Origin of the sequence: Mesorhizobium sp. M1409, from assembly GCF_040317535.1 — a bacterium.
GTDB lineage: Bacteria > Pseudomonadota > Alphaproteobacteria > Rhizobiales > Rhizobiaceae > Mesorhizobium.
Map to the genome: position 1 here is coordinate 138,013 of NZ_JAMYKV010000007.1, position 20,634 is coordinate 158,646.

A 20,634-nucleotide genomic window follows, 5' to 3' on the forward strand; every position below is an offset into this window, starting at 1 on the left:
CCCTTCCTGTTGCTGTCGGCCGCAATGGCAAAATTTCACCGCAACGTGACTTCCCGTTGACTTCCGGTTCTGCCACATATTTCAGCAATCAAGACAAAGCCGGCACCACCGGCGGGAATCGGAATGACCATGGCCTCGCGAAAAACATTGTGGCTGGCAGCCCTTGCGCTGGCCCTCTCGGCGTTTGCCGGCGCCGGGCATGCCGGCGAAGCTGACAAGCCTCAGATCGACAAACCATTGGGCGTGGTCGAATTGTTCACCAGTCAGGGCTGCAGTTCCTGCCCCCCCGCCGATGCGTTGTTCGCCGAGTTCGTTGCCAAGGAAGACATCGTCGCGCTCGCCTATCATGTCGACTACTGGGACTATCTCGGCTGGCAAGACACGCTGAGCCGCAAGGAGAACACCGAGCGGCAATATGACTATATGCGCGCCTTCGGCAGCCGCTCCGTCTATACACCGCAGGCCGTCATCAACGGCCGCGTCCACGTCAACGGCGCCAGCCGCGTCGAGGTCGATGGCGCGCTCGCCCGCATGGCCAAGAGTGGCGAAGGCATGCGCGTCGCCATCAAGGTCAGCCGCACCAGCGACCGCGTCATGATCGACGCCGGCGATGCCGGCAGCGGCCCCAGCGATGCCCACGTCGTCATCGTCTATTTCGACCCGCCGCGGACGATCAAGATCGGCAAGGGCGAGAACACCGGCCGCATGATGACCTACTGGAATGCGGTCACCGGCATCCAGACTGCCGGCATGTGGCACGGCAAGGCACAGCGCTACGAACTGCCGATGAGCGAGATCGCCAAGAAGGGCGGCTGTGCCGTGCTGCTGCAGTCCGTCGGCAAGGACGGCATGCCCGGTCCCATTCTTGGCGCTGCGTTCATTCACAAGCCATAGAGGCCACCTTCCTTCTCCCCTTGTGGGCCCCAAAGTGCCCAGACATGAAAAAACCGACGTCAGCTTGCTTCTGACGTCGGTCATTTAGGTTTTGGGATCGTCGCACCCGGTTCTTCCGAGGAAGAGCCGAGGTTGGTTCGATCCGACGCAGACCCGTGGGCGGGGGGCTTGGGGTTTACGAGCCGGTGCCGGACCGAACCGTCTCAGGCAACGCCGGTAAATTCGTCGGACATTGGGGCATGAGCGCGGATAAAAAAAGGCAGAAATGTGGCGAAGCATCACCAATTCCAACAAGGCGTTTCATAAAAGTGACTGGACGTTGCGAAAACAGCGCGGCACCGCCCTGCTTCGCCGGGTCTTGCAATTCAGCCGCGAACACGCCAACTTTGGGTGGCAAAGATTCATTTTGAAGGATCGAGGCATGACCGATGACAGCGGCGGGATGGGGGATGGGGACGCATCCGCAATATTGATCCCGCTGCACGAGGCGCGACGCGAGCGCCTCGATCAGCCGGTGCGGTTCGACCGGCGTGAGCTGGACCAGATTCTCAGGCTCTACGGACGCATGGTCGCCGCCAACGAATGGCGTGACTACGCCATCGATCATCTCACCGACCGCGCTGTGTTTTCCGTGTTCCGCCGCACCAGCGAAGTGCCGCTGTTCCAGATCGTCAAGGATCCGAAGCTGGCCCGCAAGCAGGGCGCCTTTGCCGTCATTGCCGCCGGTGGCCGCATCTTGAAGCGCGGCCAGGAACTCGGCCGCGTGCTTGGGATATTCGACAGCAAGCTGAGGCTGGTCGAGGCCTGAGCGGGGAATTGAAGAAGGGGAATTGAAGAACTGGAGAACTGGAGAACTGATGAGTGGGAGAAAAGGCCCGCAGCACTATATATAGCCGCTGTTTCTTTTATTCTTCAGTTCATCAATTCTTCAATTCCTCAGTTCATTTCCCTCCAAGGCCCTCGCGGAACTTCTGCTCCGGCAGCGATTCGGGGTCAGGCGGCGCCGATGCTCCGCCATTCAGCGACAGCTGCATGAAGACCGTGTCCAGCCACCGCCCGTGCTTGTAGCCGGAGCCTTCAAGGCGTCCCGAATGGCGAAAGCCGAGTTTCTCGTGCAGCCGCACCGAGGCGCTGTCGGCATGGCCATCGCCGATCACCGCGATGATCTGGCGAAAGCCCGCTGCTTCCACCGCCTCGATCAGGCTTTGCATCAGCTTGAGCCCGACGCCCTGGCCCTTGGCCTCGGGCGCGATATAGACCGAATCCTCGACGATGAAGCGATAGGCCGGGCGTGGCCGGAAGGCACCGGCATAGGCATAGCCGAGCACGGCGCCGTCCTTCTGCGCCACCAGATAGGGAAAGCCGCCGGCCATCAAACTGTCGAATCGGACGCCCATCTCGGCGCGGCTGGGCGCCTCCAGCTCATAGCTCGCCGTGCCTTGCGCCACCGCGTCGGCATAGATTTCCGTGATCCGGTCGAGGTCGGCCGCTGTCGCGGGCCGAATCGTGATATTGCTCATTCTTTATGCAAACCCTTTGTCTGCTTCGATAACAGCAAAGGCCAGCACAAAAGAAAAGGGCGGCCGTTGGGCCGCCCTTCTGGAACTCGATGGTCCAGCGCTACTGATTAGCGGCGGTCGCCCATGAACTGCAGCAGGAACATGAACAGGTTGATGAAGTCGAGATAGAGCCTCAGCGCGCCCATGATCGCCTTGCGACCGGCGACATCCGAAGCGTCGCCCTCGAAATACATCTCCTTGATCTTCTGCGTGTCATAAGCGGTCAGGCCGGCGAAGATCAGCACGCCGATCGCCGAAACGGCGAAGGAAAGCGCCGACGACTGCAGGAAGATGTTGATCACCATTGCGATGATCAGACCGAACACGCCCATGATCAGGAACGAGCCCATCGCGGTTAGGTCGCGCTTGGTCGTGTAGCCATAGAGCGACAGCGCGCCGAAGCCCGCGGCGGTGGCGAAGAAGGTCTGCGAGATGCTAGCCGTGGTGTAGACCAGGAAGATCGACGACAGCGACAGGCCGACAAGGCCGGCATAGACCCAGAAGGTAGTCTGCGCCGCCGAAACGCTCATCGACTGAACACGGAACGACAGGAACATCACCGCGGCGAGCGGGGCGAAGATCACTACCCATTTCAGCGGCGAGCCGAAGATCGCATAGCCGAAGGAGGTCAGCATCTCGCCGCTCGGCAGCGTCGCGACAGCCGAAGCCGGATCGGTGGTGGTAGCCAGCATGATCGTGCCGACAGCGGCAAGACCGGTGATGAGGAGGCCAAGCCCCATCAGATTGTAGACCTTGACCATGTAAGCGCGCAGGCCCTGGTCGATGTCAGCACCGACGCCGACGCCGGGCACGGCGCGCGTCTGGTAGTTGCGAATGGGATCAGCCATTGTAGTCCTCTATTTGCTTCTGCCCCGTCCGGTGTCAGGTCCATCCAAACCCAGGCGCCGCTGGCAGGGCTCCAGCATGCCTGTGGCGAAATATGATGGTTATTCGCGTCAAGAACAAGACCATAACCGGATGTAACGATTCGTGAGACAACGAAGTGCCGATTTCTCGGCTTTCCGGACGGCATTCTTACCAAGATTTAATCCGGGATGGCCGCTCCGGACCCGAGATCACAGGTTGCGCAGCACCGGTGCGGCCTTGTGGCCGAGCACCCGCCAGGTGCCTGCGAGGCCAATGCCGACCGTGATCACCAGCGAAAACAGAATGGTCGCCAACGCCACCTCGGGCATGAAATGCGACGGCAACGTCATGATGCGGGCAACGACGAACCAGGCAGCGGCACCGCCCGCGGCCAGGGCGAAGATCGCGGTGGCCAATCCGATCAGCATGTATTCGAGCGAGAAGGCCGATATCAGCGTCCTGCGTGTCGCGCCCAGCGTCTTCAGCACCACCGCGTCATGGATGCGCGCCCGGTTGCCTGCGGCAAGCGCACCGGCCAGCACAAGCACCGAAGCGATCAGCGCCACGCCGGCCGCCGCGCGGATCGCCGTGCCGAGCTGCCCGACCAGCCGGTTGACGATTTCGAGCGCGTCCTTGACCCGCACCGTCGTCACCGCCGGAAAGGCGCGGGTGACGGCGTTGAGGATGCGAGCGTCGTCGGCCGTCGAGGCATTCTTTTCGGTCAGCGTCGCCATCCAGCCATGCGGGGCGCCGGCGAATGTGTTGGGCGAGAACACCATGACGAAATTGATGCCCATCGTCTCCCATTCGACCTGGCGGAAATTGGCGATCCTGGCCGTGACATTGCGCCCGAGCACATTGACGGTGATGGTGTCGCCGAGCTTCAGCCCGATCTCCTTGCCTTCCACGGCCGAGAACGAAACCAGCGGCTCGCCGCTATAGTTGTCCGGCCACCAGCTGCCCTCGGTCAGCGTCGCGTTTTCCGGCTGCCTGGCGTCGTAGGTCAGGCCGCGATCGCCCTTCAGCACCCAGGCGCCTTGCGCCGGCACCTTCACCTTGCCGACATCGACGTCGTTCAGCGCCATCACCCGGCCGCGCAGCATCGGCACCTTGGCCAGCGTTCCCCGAGGTGCCTCCTTGCCTATCAGCACGGAGAAGGAATCGACATCGCTGCTCTGGATGTCGACGAAGAAGAAGTTCGGCGCCTGTTCCGGCAGGCTCCCGGAGATCTGCCGCCTGAGATTGCCGTCGATCAGCGCCAGCGTCACCAGCAGCGTCAGCCCAAGTCCCAGCGACAGCACAACCGACGGCGTTAAGGCGCCTGGCCGGTGGATGTTGCCGATGGCGAGCCGCAGCGCCACGAAGCGCACGCGCGGGCTCTTCCTGGCCGCCCATTGCACCAGCGCGCCGACAAGGCGCAGCACCAGGAAGGCGAAGATGGTGGCGCCGACGAAGATCGAGGCGATGCGCTGGTCGCCCGAGGATAGAATTGCCAGCACCGCCAGCAGCAGTGCGATTCCGATGGCCGCCGCGACATAGACCGCGCGCGGAAAGCCGCGCCCCTCCAGTCCCATCTCGCGAAACAGCGCGGTGGCCGGCACGTCGCGGGCGCGGCCGAGCGGCAGCAGCGCGAAGGCCAGCGTCACCAGCAGGCCGAACAGCGCCGCCATGCCGAGCGCGCCGGGATAGAAGCCGCCTTCCGCCGGTACCGGGATGACCTGATGAAGGGCAGCGCTCGCCACGAACGGCATCAGCGCGCCCAGCACCAGTCCGAGCACGATGCCGAGCGCGGCAATGATCAGGATCTGCACCAGATAGACGGTAAAGACGAAGCCGCCCGAAGCGCCCAGGCTCTTGAAGGTGGCGATGACGCCGCGCTTGCCGTCGAGATAGGCGCGAACAGCATTGGCAACGCCGACGCCGCCGACCACCAGCGCCGTCAGCCCGACCAGGGTCAGGAACTGCGAGAAGCGCTCGATGTTGGACGACAGCGCCGGGGCCGCATTGCTGCGCGTGCGGATCGACCAGCCGGCTTCGGGAAAATCCTTGGCCGCCTGATCCTGGATGGCCTTCAGCCGCGCCTCGTCGGCGTCGGCGGGCAAGCGGATCCTGTAGGCATTCTCGATCAGGCTGCCCGGCTGGATCAGTCCGGTGGCCGCCAGCCCTTCGGTCGAGATCATCAGCCTTGGCGCGAAGCCGAATCCCTCGGACACGGCATCTGGTTCGGTGACCAGCCTGGCGCGCAGTTCGAAGGTGGCGGTGCCGAGCTTCAGCCTGTCGCCGATCCTGAGATGCAGCCGCTCGAACAGCAAATCGGGAGCCGCGGCGCCGAAAACGCCGAACTCTTCGCCGAACAGCTCCTGCTTCGACAGTACCGGCTCGGTGTCCAGCGCGCCGTAGAGCGGATAGGCATCGTCGACCGCCTTGGCCTCGACCAGCGCCTGGTCGGATCCGTCGGCGAGACGCGCCATCGAGCGCATGCTGGCGGTGCGCGAAACGGCGCCCAGCCCGTCAAGGAAACCGCGTTCGGCCTGGCTGGCATCGCGCTGGTTGACCTGGAAGCGGAGATCGCCGCCCAGCAGCGTCTGGCCCTGATTGGCGACACCGGCGTTGATGGAACGCGCCACCGAGTTGACGCCGCCGATCGCCGCAACGCCGAGAGCGATGCAGGCGAGGAAGATCAGGAAGCCGGACAGACCGCCGCGCATCTCGCGCAGCGAGAAGCGAACCGCGAGCCTCATCGTCCGCGACAACGGCATCAGGCCGTCACCTTGACGGGCGCCGGCACCTCGATCCGGCCCGACCGCATCGAAACCTGGCGTGAACAACGCGCCGCAAGGGCCGGGTCATGGGTGACCAGCACCAGCGTCATGCCGCGTTCGGCAGCCTTGGCAAACAATAGATCGGCGACTTGCCGCCCCGTCGCCTGGTCTAGGTTGCCGGTCGGCTCGTCGGCGATCAGAATGCGCGGTGACGGTGCCAGTGCGCGGGCGATCGCCACGCGCTGTTGCTCGCCGCCCGACAATTCGCCGGGATAATGAGTGACGCGGTCATTGAGGCCAACCGCCGCCAGCTCGCGCGCCGCAACCGAAAACGGATCGGCATGGCCGGCCAGCTCCAGCGGCACCGCGACATTTTCGAGCGCCGTCATGTTGGGAATGAGATGGAAGGATTGGAACACGATACCAATGTTTCGGCCACGAAACGAAGCAATCTGGTCCTCGCTTTTGCCGTTGAGCAACTCGCCGGCGATTCGGACCGTACCCGAATCGACCCTTTCCAGGCCTGCCAGAACCATCAGCAATGTCGACTTGCCGGAGCCCGAGGGCCCGATGATGCCGGTCGCTTCGCCGGCCGCCACATCGAGGCTGACGTCCTTCAGCACATGGACCAATGAAGCCCCCTCGCCAAGGGTCAGCGATACATCTTTCAGCGCAATGACGGCTTCTGTCAAAATGAAAGCGTCCTATATGGAGGATGAAGGCTCTGCTTGCCGGAAGCCGTCGCCCGAAGAATTCCTTGCTCATATGGGGCCTGCCGCATGTCTTTCAAACGCAGTATTGCCGCAGGCTTGATCGTTTTCCTCGCCATTTGCGGCGCCATTTCGTCGGCGCGTGCCGAGCCGTTCAAGATCGTGGGTTTCGGTGACAGTCTGACGGCGGGTTTCGGCCTCGGGCCGGACCAGGGCTTTACCGACAGGCTGCAGGCAGCGCTTGCCGCCAAGGGCCATGATGTGACCGTCGCCAATGCCGGCGTCTCCGGCGACACGACGAGCGGCGGCCTGGCGCGGCTCGACTGGTCGGTGCCGGACGGCACGCAACTGGTCATCCTCGAACTCGGCGCCAACGACATGCTGCGCGGCGTTTCGCCCGACATCACCAAAAAGAACCTGGACGAGATGCTGGGCAGGCTGAAACAGCGCAAGATCGCCGTGCTTCTGGCCGGCATGCGCGCCGCCCCCAATCTCGGCGCCGACTACCAGAACGCTTTCGACGCCATATTTCCGGACCTGGCCGCCAAATACGACGTTGCGCTCTATCCGTTCTTTCTCGACGGCGTCGCTGGCCGGTCCGGCATGCAGCTCGAAGACGGCCTGCATCCGAGCCCGCAAGGCGTCGACCAGATTGTCGAACGCATCCTGCCCACCGTCGAGAAGGCCATCGCGGCGGTGCCGGGCGGTTCGTAAGCCGGAACTGGAGCTGTTTCCGTTGGGGAAACTTTTTAGCAAGGACTGTGACCAACAAACCTCTTGCCCCGTTTGACTATCGATGATTCGCTAGGGGTACAGTTCGATTCGAGGAAGGGAGGCTTTTCATGCCGCGTCTTTTCACCGCCCTCGAAATACCGCGTGACGCCGCCCTTTCGCTGTCCCTGCTGCGGGGCGGCCTGCCCGGCGCCCGCTGGATCGACGTCGAGAACTACCATCTGACGCTGCGTTTCATCGGCGATGTCCCAGGCCATGTCGCCGACGAGATCGCCAACGCGCTCGACCGTGTCCACCGACCTTCCTTTTCGCTGGCCCTGTCCGGTGTCGGTGCTTTCGGCCAGAAGAAACCGCACGCAGTGTGGGCGGGCGCTTCCGCCTCGCCCGATCTTGCCGCCCTTCAGGGAGAGATCGACCGCATCTGCCAGCGACTCGGCATCCCCGCCGACCCGCGCAAGTTCATGCCGCATGTCACACTTGCAAGGCTGCGCAATTCGACCCCGCTGGACGTCGCCCAATATCTGTCGGCGCGCGGCAATTTCTCGACGCTGCCGTTCCGCATCGGCCGTTTCGTGCTGATGTCGTCGCGCGATTCGGTCGGTGGCGGCCCCTACATCGTCGAGGAAGCCTGGCCGCTGTCGGGCACCGACGCCCGCGCTTCCAGCCTTGTCGCCAGCGCCTCCGACGCCTCGCGGATCATGCGGTAGACCGAAGCGAAGGCTCCCGCGCCGTCATAGTAGGGATCCGGCACGTCACCTGCCTTGCCGTGGGCAAATTCCAGAAACAGCCGCACCCGGTCGCGCATGGCCGCCGGCGCCAGCGCTTTCAGGTCGGCGACATTCGACCGGTCCATGCCGAGGATCAGGTCGAAGCGGGAGAAATCCTCCGGCGTGACTTTGCGCGCTCTCTGTCGGGAAATGTCGATGCCGTGACGCTCCGCAACCGCGATCGAGCGTGGATCGGGCGCCGAGCCGACTTCCCAGCCGCTGGTGGCGGCTGAATCGAGGAGCATATTCCTGCCCAACCCACGCTGCGCCAGCACGGCACGAAAGACGCCTTCCGCCAGTGGCGACCGGCAGATGTTGCCAAGGCAGACGAAAAGAATGGAATTTATGGGCTTCGCGCTCATCGATCCGACGCTATGGTGAGGGACTCCAGAGACGGTTTCGAAACTCGCCAGGGTTCCAAACAGTCTCTCAGTCGAAATAGCACGGGAAGCTGACATGACGAGAGAAAAACTGGGCAAGGACGCAATCGCCGCGGCGTTGGTCGGGCTCGAAGGCTGGGCACCGGCTGCGGATGGTGCCTCCATCAACCGCACATTCACCTTCGCGAATTTCTCCGAGGCTTTCGCCTTCATGACCCGCGTCGCGCTCGCCGCCGAGAAGATGGACCATCATCCCGACTGGTCGAATGTCTACAAGACCGTCGACGTGACGCTGAACACCCACGATGCCGGCGGTGTGACCGCGCTCGATATCGATCTGGCCAAGAAGATGAACCGCTTTGCCGGCGGCTGACGCCCGCTATCGCCCAGGGCGTTTGCGACGTCCACGATACGGCGGCAAACCCAAATCGGCGCCGGCATCTTGCAGCCGGGGTCGGGTTTCACCACATTTTCGCTCGCGGGCATGCGCTGGCTTGCGCATGGGCCCTGCAAGGAGACATTGATGGCGCGACAATCCGGTTTTGATTTCTTCGGCTTCGGCGGCAAGCTCGGCGACGAGAACGAAGTGCGCGAGAAATTCTGGCGGACGGTCAAGAAGGCCGCGCGGCAGATCCCCTTCATGGAAGAGGTCGTGGCCTCCTATTACTGCGCCATGGACAAGAACACGCCGCTGCGCGCCAAGGGCATTCTGCTGGCCGCGCTCGGCTATTTCGTGCTGCCGGTGGATGTCATCCCCGACTTCGTCCTCGGGCTTGGCTTCACCGACGACATCGCCGTGCTCACCGCCGCGATCACCGCCGTCAGTGCCCACATCACCCCGGCGCACCGGCAGGCCGCCAAGGACGCCATCGCCGACAAGGGCTGAGCCGGCGCGGGGCAAAGAGTGGCCCGAGACTCGGGCGGTTGCGGCCGATCAAATCCACCGCCGCACCCGCGCCTTGTAGGCACCATACGCATCGCCGAATTTCCGCTCCAGATAGTGCTCTTCCCGCGCAATGACGCCGGTATTGATCACCCACAGCAGCGGGACGATCAGCGCGATGGCCCAAAAACTTCCCGCCGCGACGCCTAGGCCCAAGTAGACGAGGGTCGTTCCCAGATAAAACGGATTCCTGGTTCGCCGGTAGATGCCGTCGACGACCAGCGCCGTCGTCGGCAGGGTCGGTGGAATATTGGTGCCAGCGGCGTGAAAGCGCCCCGCCGCCATGAAGATGATACCGAAGCCGCACGCCGCGAGCACGGCTCCGCCCAGATAGCGGACGGGCGACTGCACAGCCAGAGTCGGGAGTGGAACGACGGCCTCGAGGACCGCTGCCGCCGCCAGGAAGCCGAGAAAGATCAAAGGCGGCAGCGCGATGACCCCAGCCACGTCGGGCGCGCCCGATCCGCCTGCAGCCTCCCCGCCATCCGATCGCGGCACCGCCGCAGCGCCGCCGGCCATCGCCCGCATGGCAACACGAATGCCGAACACGATCAACAAGACGACAGTGCCGCCCGCCAGGATCAGGACCGTCTCGGAAATGGCCATAACCGAAATCTCCCATACGCCACCAATGAGGCGCCCGGCCGAGCGCCTTGGAAGCGAACGCAGGCATCCTACCGCTTGGAGGGAAATTCGTCACGTGTTTCGGAAGCCAGGATGGCTGCGGGGGCTGGTTTTGAAAAGTCAAACTCTTGCCGCTTTCGTGGCCTCCAAGTCACCAAAGGGACGTCGCGCCACCCGCTCGCAAGGCGGCGGCGCGCGAAATGGCGGCGGTTTCCTCGGGGTGGGGTTCCTTTCTCAAAGGAAATTCACCGTTTGGTAACCCAGATTAAATCAAAATGAAGCGACGGGCAGGACGCCGAGCCGGCCTGCCGCCGCACCTTTGGAATACGGGAAAAACGATGCGCGGATTGATTGCTATAGTTTCGAGCCTGGTCCTGGTCGCCACGGCAGCGCCGGCATTGGCGCAGTCGGCGACCAAGATCGGCCAGCACAATGCCTGGGGCACCTACAGCTACCAGGCATCGGGCGGCAAGGTCTGCTATGTCCTGACCGTGCCGACCGACAAGCAGCCGCCGACGCTCGACCATGGCGACATGTTCTTCTTCGTCAGCCAGCGGCCCGGCCAGCAAGTGTCCTACGAGCCGCAATTCATCGCCGGCTACAATTTCCAGGAAGGCTCCAAGGCCACCGTCACCATCGACAAGAAGTCGTTCTCGATGTTCACGCGCGGCAAGTCGGCCTGGGTCGAGAATGCCGCCGAGGAACCGGTGCTGATCGCCGCCATGAAGACCGGCACCGACATGAAGGTGACGGCGAAGTCCGGCCGCGGCAACCCGACCTCCTATGTCTTCTCGCTGAAGGGCATTTCGGCGGCGCTGACATCGATCGCCAAGTGCAAATAGGCTGGCGCCCACCCCGATAGTCTATGGCGCAATAGCGAAGTTCGCCTCCCGGAGGCCGGGCATTGGCGTTTGATTCCAGCGTGGCCCTTCGCCGCCGGACCGCACCGGTCAAATGATGGTAACGGGGATCAAAAGGCCCGGCGGGGGAGTTGGACCCGTATCGGAATGACCCGCCGGCGTGTGCCGGCGGATCTCGATCTTGACGGGTTCAGTCTTACATGGCCATTTTTTCACATTCGGCCTGAGCTTTCTTGGTCGACGTATCGATCATGAAGGCTTTGCCCTTGGCGTCAGTCATCATCATCATGCAGTGCTTGATTGGCTTTGCCATCTTCATCATCTCGGCGCTCGTCTTTGCATCCGGCATCATGGTGCCCATATGCCCGTCCGGCATGATCGCCATCACTTCTCCACCCTTCATCATGGTCATTGTGCCCATCGCGTCTTCGGCAAATGCCTGTGAGGCGGAAACACCGACGAGGCCGGCAATGAGGGCTAGCTTGATAGAGTTCATTCTGCGTACTCCCATTTTGTAGAGGCATAGTTGCCCCCTTCGGATTTCGACGGCGCGATGGGAATCGTTACGCAAACACGATGATGTGATCGCTCCCCGTGCAGTGGGAGGGACAGGACAAGGTTGCCAGATCGGAATGGCGGACCGTCGGCCGGCATCCATGGTTTGCATTCCCACCGCATGACTCTGCCTCCAACCTGTGCTATGCGCCGCGCTTCATGTCCGGCACGATGCGTGAAATCGGCCGCAAACCGCTTATATCAGTGCAACCATGACCCTTTCATTCGACCTCACCACCGAAGGCGCCCGTGACGCGTTGCGTGCCCGTACAGCGCCGCCCGAAAAGCTGTCGCTGATCGGCCTGACGCGCGCTGAGCTCGGCGAGGCTCTCGTCGCTTCGGGCACCGTGCCGGAGCGCCAAGCCAAGATGAGGGCCCAGCAGCTCTGGCACTGGATGTATGTGCGCGGTGTCTCCGACTTTGCCGGCATGTTCAACATCTCCAAGGATTTGCGCGCCGAACTGGACAAGCACTTCACCATCGCCAGGCCCGAGATCGTCGAGGAACAGATTTCTTCGGACGGCACGCGCAAATGGCTGTTCCGCTTTCCGCCGCGCGGTGCCGGCCGGCCGGTCGAGATCGAGACCGTCTATATTCCCGAGGAAGGCCGCGGCACGCTCTGCATCTCCTCGCAGGTCGGCTGCACGCTGACCTGCTCGTTCTGCCACACCGGCACGCAGAAGCTGGTGCGCAATCTGACCGCCGAGGAAATCCTCGCCCAGTTGCTCACCGCCCGCGACCGGCTCGGCGATTTTCCCGACCGCGACACGCCCGACGGCGCCATCGTGCCCGCCGAGGGCCGTAAAGTCTCCAACGTCGTGATGATGGGCATGGGCGAGCCGCTCTACAATTTCGAAGCGGTGAAGAAGGCCCTGCTGATCGCCTCCGACGGCGATGGCCTGTCGCTGTCCAAGCGGCGCATCACGCTCTCGACCTCCGGCGTCGTGCCGGAAATTTTCCGCACCGGCGAGGAGATCGGCGTCATGCTGGCGATCTCGCTGCACGCCACCAATGACGATCTGCGCGACCTCCTGGTGCCGATCAACAAGAAGTATCCGCTGAAGGACCTGATCGCCGCCTGCCGCGCCTACCCCGGCCTGTCGAACGCCAAGCGCATCACCTTCGAATATGTGATGCTGAAGGACGTCAACGATTCCATCGAGGACGCCAAGGGCCTGATCAAGCTGCTCAAGGGCATTCCGGCCAAGATCAACCTGATCCCGTTCAACCCGTGGCCGGGCACCAACTACCAGTGCTCGGACTGGGAGACGATCGAGAAATTCGCCGACTACATCAACAATGCCGGCTATGCCTCGCCGATCCGCACGCCGCGCGGCCGCGACATCCTCGCCGCCTGCGGCCAGCTCAAGTCCGACTCCGAGCGCATGCGCAAGGTCGACCGGCTGGCCCTGGAGGCCATGATGATCGCGGGGCACGGCGAGGCGTGAGCCGCCGCCTCGCCTGGCTGAAGCGCCTCGCCATGATGGCGGTCGGCTATTTCGCCGCTGTGCTGACCTCGATCCTGGTCCCCGTACTGCTGATCGCTCTTCTGGAAGGTATAGAAGACGGCAACTGGTCCATCATCTTCGCCTTCGACTGGCTGGGCTCCTTCCCGCTCGCCGTGCTGACCGTGATGATCGGTGCATTGTTGATCGTCGGCCCCGCGCTCTTTGTCGCCGAACGATTTTCGCTTCGGGGATGGTTCTATTTTGCCGCCACGGGCGCGATCACGTCCATCGCCTTTGGCGTATCCATGCCGCGCTCGGCCGGCAGCTTTGTTTTCAATCCGGGCTTTCTCGGTTTCCTGGCCACGGCCGGCATTGCCGCCGGTTCGGTCTACTGGCTTCTGGCTGGACGCAAGTCCGGCATGCGCTGGGATTTGGGCCGAGATTTGGGCCAAGATTTGGGCCAAGATTTGGGATGACCCGTCTTGTCGGCTATCTCGTCCGCTTCGCCGTTATCCTGTTCGGCTACGCCGTCGCCTCGCTGGCGGCGAGCGCGTTCCTCAACGTCCTGTTCCTGGCATCGCTGGGCTACACGCCGGAGCACGCACAGCCGACGGCGACGGCTTCGCTGTATTTCTCAATTCCCTTCGTCGCCCTGTTCGTCGCCTATTTCGCGCTGATGCCGGCTTGCGTCGTCATCCTGGTCGCCGAAATCCTAGGCCGGCGCGACTGGCTGTTCTATGCGCTGGCGGGCGCCGTGGTTGCGGCCGTCTTCCTCGGCCTCGTCGACCATTCCGGCGATGCCTTCGCGCTTGCCGATACCAGCGCCATCATGGCGGTGATTGGCGGCGGCATGGTCGGCGGCATCTTCTACTGGCTCAGCGCCGGGCGCTGGGCCGGCAGCTGGTGGAGGGACGAGAACGCCCCTACTTCGCCTGGGCCGTCAGGATCTTGAGCGCAAAGGCCGAAAAAACGCCGGCGAAGAGATAATCGACCACCCGCGTGACGCGCGGGCTGGCTTTCATCGCCGCCGAGAACTTTTCCGCCGCCAGCACCATCGGCACGGTCACCGGGATCGCCAGCACGATGAACATCGTGCCCAGGAAAAACAGCTTTCCCGGTGCGTTCGGGTCATGCGCGGAAACGAACTGCGGCAGGAAGGTCATGAAGAACAGGATGATCTTCGGGTTGAGCAGATTGACGCCAAGCCCCGCCGCCCAGCTGCGCAACAGCGAAATCTCGGGACCCGTCTTCTTCTCTGGCGAAAAGGCCGAGCCCCTGGTGACCGCCTGCCAGGCCAGGAAGACGAGATAACCGGCGCCGAAGATCTTCAGAACGAAGAAGGCCATCGGCGAGGCGACGATCAGCGCCGAGACGCCGACCACCACCAGCGTGGTGTGGATCAGCGTACCGCACAGTGCCCCGGCCATCGAGGCAAAGCCGGTGGCGCGGCCCTGGCTCAGCGTGCGCGAGACGAACAAGGTCATGTCCGGCCCCGGCGTGATCGCCAGGATGACGGTGGCGATGGCGAACTGGATCAGCGTGGCGGTGTCTGGAATGAAGGACATGGACGGCCCCTTGGCTCGGACACGCAGGCTTTAGAGGATACGGCCCGTGGTTGCCAGCGGCTGGGTGGTTGAAACGCTGATCCAACTCGCCTGAATCGCCTGTCCGGCCGCCGCCCGGCCATGATCCACGGCGTTCATCTCTTGCGCAGCCCGGAAACGGCGTGATACCTCGCCCGCCAAGAACTCAGTTGCGGAACCGCCAAATGTCCAAGACCAAAGACGTCAAGAAGGTCGTGCTCGCCTATTCCGGCGGCCTCGACACCTCCATCATCCTGAAATGGCTGCAGACCGAACTCGGCGCCGAGGTCGTGACCTTCACCGCCGATCTCGGCCAGGGCGGCGAACTCGAGCCGGCACGCCGCAAGGCCGAGATGATGGGCATCAAGGATATCCGCGTTGTCGACGTGCGCGAGGAATTCGTCGCCGACTTCGTCTTCCCGATGTTCCGCGCCAATGCCGTCTATGAAGGCACCTATCTGCTCGGCACCTCGATCGCGCGGCCGCTGATCTCCAAGCATCTGGTCGAGATCGCCAGGGAGACCGGCGCCGACGCGATCGCGCACGGCGCCACCGGCAAGGGCAACGACCAGGTTCGCTTCGAACTCTCGGCGTACGCCCTGAACCCCGACATCAAGGTCATCGCGCCGTGGCGCGACTGGTCGTTCAAGTCGCGCACCGATCTGATCAATTTCGCCGAACAGCACCAGATCCCGGTGCCGAAGGACAAGAAGGGCGACGCGCCATTCTCGGTCGACGCCAACCTGCTGCACTCCTCTTCCGAGGGCAAGGTGCTGGAAGACCCGTGGACCGAGCCGCCGGAATTCGTCCACCAGCGCACCGTTTCGCCGATGGACGCGCCGGACAAGGTCACCGAGATCGAGATCGAATTCCTCAAGGGCGACCCGATCGCGCTCGACGGCAAGAAACTGTCGCCGGCGATCATGCTGGCGGCACTCAACGATCTCGGCCGCGACAACGGCATCGGCCGGCTCGACCTGGTCGAGAACCGTTTCGTCGGCATGAAATCGCGCGGCGTCTACGAGACGCCCGGCGGCACCATCCTGATCGCAGCGCATCGCGCCATCGAATCGATAACGCTCGACCGGGGTGCCGCCCACCTCAAGGACGAGTTCATGCCGCGCTACGCCGAGCTGATCTACAACGGCTTCTGGTTCGCGCCCGAGCGGCTGATGCTGCAGGCGATGATCGACAAGAGCCAGGAAGACGTCGAAGGCACGGTGCGCCTCAAGCTCTACAAGGGCAACGTCATGGTCACCGGCCGCAAGTCCAGGAAGACGCTCTATTCCGACGCGCTGGTCACCTTCGAGGACGACCGCGGCGCCTACGACCAGAAGGACGCCGCCGGCTTCATCCGCCTCAACGCGCTACGGCTGAGGACGCTTGCCGCGCGCAGTCGCAAGAGCTGATCTTCAGTCTGTCCGCCTCAAAACAAACCAGCGTCTTCGCCGGGACCTGTTGTCGGCGCCGGCGACGCCCCGCCAATTCAAACTGAAGCGATTGCCTCAGTTGGCCCGGCGCATAGCCGGGCCTCCTGTCGAAGATTCCAGCTCTCAGTCGCCGTCGATCGCCGTGGCGATGCGGGCGATGGCCTGCTGATAGACGCTCGCGGAATTCCAGCCGGCGATCGCGCCCAAATTCGCACTCGCGCTCGCGCCGGCACGCCAGCCATGACCTTTGAGGAAGTTGGCGGTGGAAGCCAATGCGGTGGCCTTGTCGCGCAGGTTTCCGCCGCCGACGCCATACTTCAAGACATTTCCGGGCAGGAACTGCGTGTGGCCAATCTCGCCATGGGCAGCGCCGACCGACGAGGCTGTCAACGCCCCGCGATCAACCAGCTTCAGGGCTGCAATGGCATGCGGATAAAAGAATTCAGGGCGGCGGCAATCATAGGCAAGCGTCAGAATGGCGGAGACCGTATTCTGGTTGCCCATGGAGGCACCGAAGCCGGTTTCCATGCCCCAGATGGCGAGCAACACACCCGGCGACACGCCGTAGTTCGCCTCGATCTTGGAAAACAGTGCCGCATTCGCCTTCTTCAGCGCGCGGCCCTTGGAAATGATCGCGGACCCGCCACGGCGCTTCATGAAATCGTCCACCGAGCCGCTGAAGGCCTTGTGGATGCCGCGGTCGACCGAGATCGTCCTTGTTGCGTAGGTCGCGCCAGCCAGGGCGGCCAGACCCCTGGCGCCCACACCTTCGGACTTGGCCTGCGCGGCGAACTCCGGCTTCCAAGCCTCGAAGCCGGCGCCGGTCTTGCCGCAGCTGGCCCCCGCCTGCGCGCCCGTTGCCAGCGCAAGCACCGCCACCACTATGGTCGCTGCAAACATCTTTCCCTTGGCAAGAAATGCCATGTTGTTCTCCTGGTTGCCTGAATCACGTCCCAATTGCGAACTTGCCAGCGAAACACGCACTTGTCACTGTCGCCGCTGCATTGCTGGCGAATGCCGTGGAATTTGCCTACGATCAAGTGATTATTGTGGCAAGGGGCCCAATGGAAGACGTCGATGTCGTGATCATCGGCGCCGGTCCGGCGGGTATTGCCACAGCCACCGGCCCTGCTGGCGGTGCGCATCTTGCGGCGAAATAGCCTCGATATATGGGAACGCCGGTGGGCGGTTCGCGTTGGGCACCTGCCGCCCTGATATGCTGGCTCTGAAGGTTAGAGACCGACATGAAACTCTTCGACTGTCCGCATTGCGGCCACCGCCTCTATTTCGAGAACGCCCAGTGCCTGAACTGCGGGAGCCTCGTGCTCTACGATCCCGGGCACGCCCGTTTTGCGCTGTCGGACCTCGACGGCGTCTTCCAGTGCACCAATGCCGACGAATGCGCCTGCAACTGGATGGCCGAGCCCGGACGGAGGTTTTGCCGCGCCTGCGTGCTGAACCAGCTGATTCCGGATCTTTCCGTCGACGGCAACCGCCGCCGCTGGATTCGCGTCGAGGCGGCGAAGAAGCGCGCCATCTATTCGCTGCTGGCCTTCGGGCTGCCGGTTGCGCCCAAGCTGAACCCCGCCGATGAGATCGGGCTGGCCTTCGACTTCCTCGCCGATCCGATCGGCGGCGGGCCCGGTGGCGAGCGCATCCTGACCGGCCACGACAATGGCCTGATCACGCTCAACGTCGCCGAGGCGGATTCAGCCGAGCGCGAGAAGCGGCGCGTCGAGATGGGCGAGAACTATCGCACCTTGCTTGGCCATTTCCGCCACGAGTTCGGCCATTATTATTGGGACCGCCTGATCCGCGACGATCCGCGGAGACTGGAAGCTTTCCGTGCGCTGTTTGGCGATGAGCGCCCCGACTACGAACAGGCGTTGAAGTCCTATTATGCCAATGGTGCCGCGCCCGACTGGCAGCAAGGCCATATCTCGGCCTATGCCACCTCGCATCCATGGGAGGATTGGGCCGAGACCTGGGCCCACCATCTGCACATCACCGACACTCTGGAGATGGTGCACGCGCTGAACTTCCCGCTCGGTCGGCTGGAGACGGTGGAGGCCAACGACTTGCCGCGGGGCGACACTGGCGGCGAGCCGCAGGCAGCCCCTTCGGAGCCGGCGACCGCACCCGAGCCTTTCGAAAAGATCCTTGCCCGCTGGCTGGTGCTGTCTGAAGCCTCCAATTCGATCAACCGCTGCATGGGCCTGCCCGACCTCTATCCCTTCGTCATTTCGGACGTCACGGCGCGGAAATTGGCCTTCGTTCACGAACTTCTGACCGGTTTGCCGAAAGAAAAGGGAACAAATCGTGAGTTGGCGCAGGCGTTTTAGGGGGAACGCATGAGCCACTGACCCGTTTTCGCTGGCGAGGGACCATGAAAACGGAGAGAACCCATGAAATCCCTTTTGTTCCCCGCGGTCGCGGGACTGCTGACCGCGATGTCGGGCGCCGCGCTTGCCGACACCGCCGTCTCCGCCGTCACCGACCTCAACGTGCGCGCCGGGCCCGGCCCGCAATATCCTGTCATCGGCGTGCTTGCCGCCGGCCAGTCGGCGACACTCAATGGCTGCGTCGAAAACAGCAAATGGTGCACCATCGCCGAGGCCGGCGGCCAGGGCTGGATCTATTCCGACTATGTGACGGCTGATTTCGGCGGCAGCCGGGTGGTGCTGACGCAACGGCGTTCCAGCGTTGCTGTCGTCTCGCCGCCGGACGACATCGGCGACTATTCGACTGACTATACCGGCGCGATCATCGCCAGCGATCCGGTCGTCGATGAATTTCCCCCGCCTCCCGCCGAAGTCCGGACCTATGTCGACACGCATCGCCTCGATCCAGTCTATCTCGACGGCGAGGTGGTGACCGGCGCGATCTTGCCGGACACCGTCGAGCTGCGCGAAATCCCGAACTACGACTACCGCTATGTCTATGTGAACGGCCAGCGGGCGCTGATCGACCCGCAGACGCGGCGCATCATGTACGTGGTACGCTGACGGAGAATTGCATAAGGCGGCCGCAACCTCAGCGGTCGCCTGACTGCCAGGCAGAGCAATGCCGCCACGCGGGCCATCGATGGACGCGTGCGATCTCCGAGACGCGAATGCTCCCGTGCGAAATGGATTCCGATTTTCTCGGCCCTCGGCTAGAGCAATTCCAGGAAAAGTGTGACGCGGTTTTCCGTCCGGAATTGCGTCAAAACAAAGAGTTAGATCGGTTCGCCGTTTTCGTGAAATGGTGAAATGCTATAGATCAACAGGCAATCAATTCGGCAGGGAACCAGCGTGACGATAGACTCGGCCGCCTTCGAACGCTATCGGCGCTCGCCCAACGCCCGGACGACCTTGCCGCGCCTGTTCCTGGGAACCGCGATCGTCATCCTGTTCTGGGCCGCAACGACGGTGGCCGTGCTGATCGGCGGCATCTATGCATTCTTTGCCTGGCAGGACGGTGCGGCGACACCATCCGGCGTGCATGGGTTCCTTGCCTCGCCGCTCGGCATCCTCACCGCGCTTGCGTCTTTTGCCGGCATCTGGATCGGCCTGTGGATCGCCATGCGCTGGGTCCACGGCGAGAAGCTGTCGGCGCTGCTCGGCGTCAGCCGCCGCGTGTCGCGATCGGGCTTCCTCAAGGGGCTGATCGCGGTGCTGATCACCTCGCTTGTCTCCGAGATCCTGCTCTATCTCTTGCAGCCCGAGATCGCGCGCGGTCCAATCAGCCTGTCGTCCTGGCTGCTGTTTGCAATCCCGATCGGCGCGCTCACCTGGCTGCAGACATCGTCGGAAGAGGTGCTGTTCCGCGGCTATCTGCTGCGCGGTCTCGCCAACCGGTTCAGGAGCCCGTTCATCTGGGCGCTGCTGCCGGCGCTGCTGTTCACCGCGCTGCATTGGAGCCCCGGCGCATCCGCCGCGATCAACGCCTGCGTGCTCGCCTCGATCGCCGCTTTCGCGCTGCTGCTGACGGTTGTCGTCTTTGCCACCGGCAATCTCGGCGCCGCCCTCGGTGCTCATCTCGGCAACAATCTGACCGGCTTCCTGCTGATCTCGCATCAGGAGAGCTACAATTCCTTCGCCCTGTTCAATGCCAGGCCGCTCGAAGGGCCAGGCTGGACGACAGCTGATGCGGTGCTCATCGCCTTCATCGGCATCGCCTGCAGCCTGCTGACGATCGTGCTGCTTTTACATCCGCGCTCGCCGCTCGGGGTTGCCGCCGAGGTTCCGGATGAGGCAAACTCGGCCTGATTGCAGCCCAGGGGACAACGCGAAACCGCGCTTGTCTTGACTCTGGCGCCGATTTCCTGTCTACACGCCCCGAATTCCGCGACGAGTATCCCTCCGAGCAAGCCGACCAGGACGCCGAAACCTCTTCGAGGTGAAGTGCTTTAAATCGATCCTGGAGGCCAACACCCGGCAGCGCTGAGCGCCCCCGGGTGCTTTTTGGTTTTGGCTTTTGCTCGCCACGAGCCTTGGACACTTGGCGCGAACGCATTACCTCTCGGGCACCGCTTGCCT

At 63.3% G+C, this 20,634-nt stretch carries 24 protein-coding genes; 15 read left to right on the top strand and 9 right to left on the bottom strand.

Annotation, left to right across the window (positions count from 1 at the left end):
• Window positions 1-123: 123 nt before the first annotated feature.
• On the top strand, window positions 124-894 hold the full coding sequence (locus NKG99_RS08795; RefSeq protein ID WP_352866370.1) for a DUF1223 domain-containing protein: 771 nt from the start codon (window positions 124-126) through the stop codon (window positions 892-894).
• A gap of 421 nt (window positions 895-1,315) precedes the next feature.
• Window positions 1,316-1,702: a DUF2794 domain-containing protein gene (locus tag NKG99_RS08800; protein WP_352866373.1), complete on the top strand. Its 387-nt coding sequence runs from the start codon at window positions 1,316-1,318 to the stop codon at window positions 1,700-1,702.
• A gap of 133 nt (window positions 1,703-1,835) precedes the next feature.
• Here the strand turns inward: NKG99_RS08800 and NKG99_RS08805 are convergent, their stop codons facing one another.
• The 4 genes from NKG99_RS08805 to NKG99_RS08820 all read right to left on the bottom strand — a co-directional run bounded on the left by NKG99_RS08805 (window position 1,836) and on the right by NKG99_RS08820 (window position 6,774).
• A complete protein-coding gene (locus NKG99_RS08805; RefSeq protein ID WP_352866375.1) occupies window positions 1,836-2,414 on the bottom strand; it encodes a GNAT family N-acetyltransferase in 579 nt (192 codons plus the stop codon).
• Between the two features lie 107 nt (window positions 2,415-2,521).
• Window positions 2,522-3,301 carry a Bax inhibitor-1/YccA family protein gene (locus NKG99_RS08810; RefSeq protein WP_352866378.1) on the bottom strand — a complete coding sequence of 260 codons (780 nt, stop codon included), beginning with the start codon at window positions 3,299-3,301 and terminating at the stop codon, window positions 2,522-2,524.
• 228 nt (window positions 3,302-3,529) lie between these two features.
• On the bottom strand, window positions 3,530-6,079 hold the full coding sequence (locus tag NKG99_RS08815; protein WP_352866381.1) for an ABC transporter permease: 2,550 nt from the start codon (window positions 6,077-6,079) through the stop codon (window positions 3,530-3,532).
• Window positions 6,079-6,774, bottom strand: a complete 696-nt coding sequence (locus tag NKG99_RS08820) for an ABC transporter ATP-binding protein (protein ID WP_352866383.1) — start codon at window positions 6,772-6,774, stop codon at window positions 6,079-6,081. Before NKG99_RS08820 ends, NKG99_RS08815 begins: the two co-directional genes overlap by 1 nt.
• Window positions 6,775-6,861: 87 nt before the next feature.
• On the opposite strand from NKG99_RS08820, the gene NKG99_RS08825 reads away from it, so the two are divergent.
• Complete coding sequence (locus NKG99_RS08825; RefSeq protein WP_352866386.1) at window positions 6,862-7,506, top strand: arylesterase; 645 nt, start codon at window positions 6,862-6,864, stop codon at window positions 7,504-7,506.
• Window positions 7,507-7,634: 128 nt separating this feature from the next.
• Window positions 7,635-8,231, top strand: a complete 597-nt coding sequence (gene thpR, locus NKG99_RS08830) for an RNA 2',3'-cyclic phosphodiesterase (protein ID WP_023811312.1) — start codon at window positions 7,635-7,637, stop codon at window positions 8,229-8,231.
• Here thpR and NKG99_RS08835 read toward each other — a convergent pair.
• On the bottom strand, window positions 8,135-8,653 hold the full coding sequence (locus NKG99_RS08835) for a low molecular weight protein-tyrosine-phosphatase (protein ID WP_352866389.1): 519 nt from the start codon (window positions 8,651-8,653) through the stop codon (window positions 8,135-8,137). The two genes, thpR and NKG99_RS08835, sit on opposite strands and share 97 nt — an antisense overlap.
• Window positions 8,654-8,747: 94 nt before the next feature.
• On the opposite strand from NKG99_RS08835, the gene NKG99_RS08840 reads away from it, so the two are divergent.
• Both NKG99_RS08840 and NKG99_RS08845 read left to right on the top strand, forming a co-directional pair.
• Window positions 8,748-9,044: a 4a-hydroxytetrahydrobiopterin dehydratase gene (locus tag NKG99_RS08840; RefSeq protein ID WP_352866391.1), complete on the top strand. Its 297-nt coding sequence runs from the start codon at window positions 8,748-8,750 to the stop codon at window positions 9,042-9,044.
• A gap of 150 nt (window positions 9,045-9,194) precedes the next feature.
• Window positions 9,195-9,557: a YkvA family protein gene (locus NKG99_RS08845; RefSeq protein WP_352866394.1), complete on the top strand. Its 363-nt coding sequence runs from the start codon at window positions 9,195-9,197 to the stop codon at window positions 9,555-9,557.
• 48 nt (window positions 9,558-9,605) lie between these two features.
• Here NKG99_RS08845 and NKG99_RS08850 read toward each other — a convergent pair whose 3' ends face one another.
• A complete protein-coding gene (locus tag NKG99_RS08850; RefSeq protein WP_352866397.1) occupies window positions 9,606-10,220 on the bottom strand; it encodes a methyltransferase family protein in 615 nt (204 codons plus the stop codon).
• A 356-nt stretch (window positions 10,221-10,576) separates the two neighbouring features.
• On the opposite strand from NKG99_RS08850, the gene NKG99_RS08855 reads away from it, so the two are divergent.
• Complete coding sequence (locus tag NKG99_RS08855; RefSeq protein WP_352866399.1) at window positions 10,577-11,080, top strand: invasion associated locus B family protein; 504 nt, start codon at window positions 10,577-10,579, stop codon at window positions 11,078-11,080.
• A 214-nt stretch (window positions 11,081-11,294) separates the two neighbouring features.
• Here NKG99_RS08855 and NKG99_RS08860 read toward each other — a convergent pair whose 3' ends face one another.
• Entirely contained in the window at window positions 11,295-11,594 is a 300-nt protein-coding gene (locus NKG99_RS08860) for a hypothetical protein (RefSeq protein WP_352866402.1), read from the bottom strand.
• 271 nt (window positions 11,595-11,865) lie between these two features.
• On the opposite strand from NKG99_RS08860, the gene rlmN reads away from it, so the two are divergent.
• The 3 genes from rlmN to NKG99_RS08875 are packed head-to-tail and all read left to right on the top strand — an operon-like array spanning window position 11,866 to window position 14,053.
• On the top strand, window positions 11,866-13,101 hold the full coding sequence (gene rlmN / locus NKG99_RS08865) for a dual-specificity RNA methyltransferase RlmN (RefSeq protein WP_352866404.1): 1,236 nt from the start codon (window positions 11,866-11,868) through the stop codon (window positions 13,099-13,101).
• Window positions 13,098-13,577, top strand: a complete 480-nt coding sequence (locus tag NKG99_RS08870) for a hypothetical protein (protein WP_352866407.1) — start codon at window positions 13,098-13,100, stop codon at window positions 13,575-13,577. The genes rlmN and NKG99_RS08870 overlap by 4 nt, the downstream gene beginning before the upstream one ends.
• Window positions 13,574-14,053, top strand: coding sequence for a hypothetical protein (locus NKG99_RS08875; RefSeq protein ID WP_352866409.1), 480 nt, complete (start codon window positions 13,574-13,576; stop codon window positions 14,051-14,053). The genes NKG99_RS08870 and NKG99_RS08875 overlap by 4 nt, the downstream gene beginning before the upstream one ends.
• Here the strand turns inward: NKG99_RS08875 and NKG99_RS08880 are convergent.
• Entirely contained in the window at window positions 14,025-14,666 is a 642-nt protein-coding gene (locus tag NKG99_RS08880; RefSeq protein WP_023758943.1) for a LysE family translocator, read from the bottom strand. The two genes, NKG99_RS08875 and NKG99_RS08880, sit on opposite strands and share 29 nt — an antisense overlap.
• A gap of 203 nt (window positions 14,667-14,869) precedes the next feature.
• Here NKG99_RS08880 and NKG99_RS08885 point away from each other — a divergent pair, with 203 nt between their 5' ends.
• Window positions 14,870-16,093 (top strand): argininosuccinate synthase, encoded by a 1,224-nt coding sequence (locus NKG99_RS08885; RefSeq protein WP_352866412.1) that lies wholly within the window; start codon window positions 14,870-14,872, stop codon window positions 16,091-16,093.
• Window positions 16,094-16,237: 144 nt separating this feature from the next.
• Here the strand turns inward: NKG99_RS08885 and NKG99_RS08890 are convergent, their stop codons facing one another.
• Window positions 16,238-17,038, bottom strand: coding sequence for a lytic murein transglycosylase (locus NKG99_RS08890; protein ID WP_352866414.1), 801 nt, complete (start codon window positions 17,036-17,038; stop codon window positions 16,238-16,240).
• 95 nt (window positions 17,039-17,133) lie between these two features.
• Here NKG99_RS08890 and NKG99_RS08895 point away from each other — a divergent pair, with 95 nt between their 5' ends.
• The 4 genes from NKG99_RS08895 to NKG99_RS08910 all read left to right on the top strand — a co-directional run bounded on the left by NKG99_RS08895 (window position 17,134) and on the right by NKG99_RS08910 (window position 20,364).
• The gene (locus NKG99_RS08895; protein ID WP_352866416.1) at window positions 17,134-17,274 is read left to right on the top strand and encodes a hypothetical protein; all 141 of its coding nucleotides are present in this window, start codon (window positions 17,134-17,136) and stop codon (window positions 17,272-17,274) included.
• Window positions 17,275-17,358: 84 nt separating this feature from the next.
• On the top strand, window positions 17,359-18,456 hold the full coding sequence (locus tag NKG99_RS08900; RefSeq protein WP_352866419.1) for a zinc-binding metallopeptidase family protein: 1,098 nt from the start codon (window positions 17,359-17,361) through the stop codon (window positions 18,454-18,456).
• A 63-nt stretch (window positions 18,457-18,519) separates the two neighbouring features.
• Window positions 18,520-19,119, top strand: coding sequence for a DUF1236 domain-containing protein (locus NKG99_RS08905; protein ID WP_352866422.1), 600 nt, complete (start codon window positions 18,520-18,522; stop codon window positions 19,117-19,119).
• 288 nt (window positions 19,120-19,407) lie between these two features.
• Window positions 19,408-20,364, top strand: a complete 957-nt coding sequence (locus tag NKG99_RS08910; protein WP_352866424.1) for a CPBP family intramembrane glutamic endopeptidase — start codon at window positions 19,408-19,410, stop codon at window positions 20,362-20,364.
• The last annotated feature ends 270 nt before the right edge of the window (window positions 20,365-20,634 follow it).

Bases quoted from the DNA above. Each gene is read 5' to 3' on its own strand.
- NKG99_RS08795 (WP_352866370.1), top strand. From the start codon at position 124: ATGACCATGGCCTCGCGAAAAACATTGTGGCTGGCAGCCCTTGCGCTG.
- NKG99_RS08800 (WP_352866373.1), top strand. From the start codon at position 1,316: ATGACCGATGACAGCGGCGGGATGGGGGATGGGGACGCATCCGCAATA.
- NKG99_RS08805 (WP_352866375.1), bottom strand. From the start codon at position 2,414: ATGAGCAATATCACGATTCGGCCCGCGACAGCGGCCGACCTCGACCGG.
- NKG99_RS08810 (WP_352866378.1), bottom strand. From the start codon at position 3,301: ATGGCTGATCCCATTCGCAACTACCAGACGCGCGCCGTGCCCGGCGTC.
- NKG99_RS08815 (WP_352866381.1), bottom strand. From the start codon at position 6,079: ATGCCGTTGTCGCGGACGATGAGGCTCGCGGTTCGCTTCTCGCTGCGC.
- NKG99_RS08825 (WP_352866386.1), top strand. From the start codon at position 6,862: ATGTCTTTCAAACGCAGTATTGCCGCAGGCTTGATCGTTTTCCTCGCC.
- thpR (WP_023811312.1), top strand. From the start codon at position 7,635: ATGCCGCGTCTTTTCACCGCCCTCGAAATACCGCGTGACGCCGCCCTT.
- NKG99_RS08835 (WP_352866389.1), bottom strand. From the start codon at position 8,653: ATGAGCGCGAAGCCCATAAATTCCATTCTTTTCGTCTGCCTTGGCAAC.
- NKG99_RS08840 (WP_352866391.1), top strand. From the start codon at position 8,748: ATGACGAGAGAAAAACTGGGCAAGGACGCAATCGCCGCGGCGTTGGTC.
- NKG99_RS08845 (WP_352866394.1), top strand. From the start codon at position 9,195: ATGGCGCGACAATCCGGTTTTGATTTCTTCGGCTTCGGCGGCAAGCTC.
- NKG99_RS08850 (WP_352866397.1), bottom strand. From the start codon at position 10,220: ATGGCCATTTCCGAGACGGTCCTGATCCTGGCGGGCGGCACTGTCGTC.
- NKG99_RS08855 (WP_352866399.1), top strand. From the start codon at position 10,577: ATGCGCGGATTGATTGCTATAGTTTCGAGCCTGGTCCTGGTCGCCACG.
- NKG99_RS08860 (WP_352866402.1), bottom strand. From the start codon at position 11,594: ATGAACTCTATCAAGCTAGCCCTCATTGCCGGCCTCGTCGGTGTTTCC.
- rlmN (WP_352866404.1), top strand. From the start codon at position 11,866: ATGACCCTTTCATTCGACCTCACCACCGAAGGCGCCCGTGACGCGTTG.
- NKG99_RS08875 (WP_352866409.1), top strand. From the start codon at position 13,574: ATGACCCGTCTTGTCGGCTATCTCGTCCGCTTCGCCGTTATCCTGTTC.
- NKG99_RS08880 (WP_023758943.1), bottom strand. From the start codon at position 14,666: ATGTCCTTCATTCCAGACACCGCCACGCTGATCCAGTTCGCCATCGCC.
- NKG99_RS08885 (WP_352866412.1), top strand. From the start codon at position 14,870: ATGTCCAAGACCAAAGACGTCAAGAAGGTCGTGCTCGCCTATTCCGGC.
- NKG99_RS08890 (WP_352866414.1), bottom strand. From the start codon at position 17,038: ATGGCATTTCTTGCCAAGGGAAAGATGTTTGCAGCGACCATAGTGGTG.
- NKG99_RS08900 (WP_352866419.1), top strand. From the start codon at position 17,359: ATGAAACTCTTCGACTGTCCGCATTGCGGCCACCGCCTCTATTTCGAG.
- NKG99_RS08905 (WP_352866422.1), top strand. From the start codon at position 18,520: ATGAAATCCCTTTTGTTCCCCGCGGTCGCGGGACTGCTGACCGCGATG.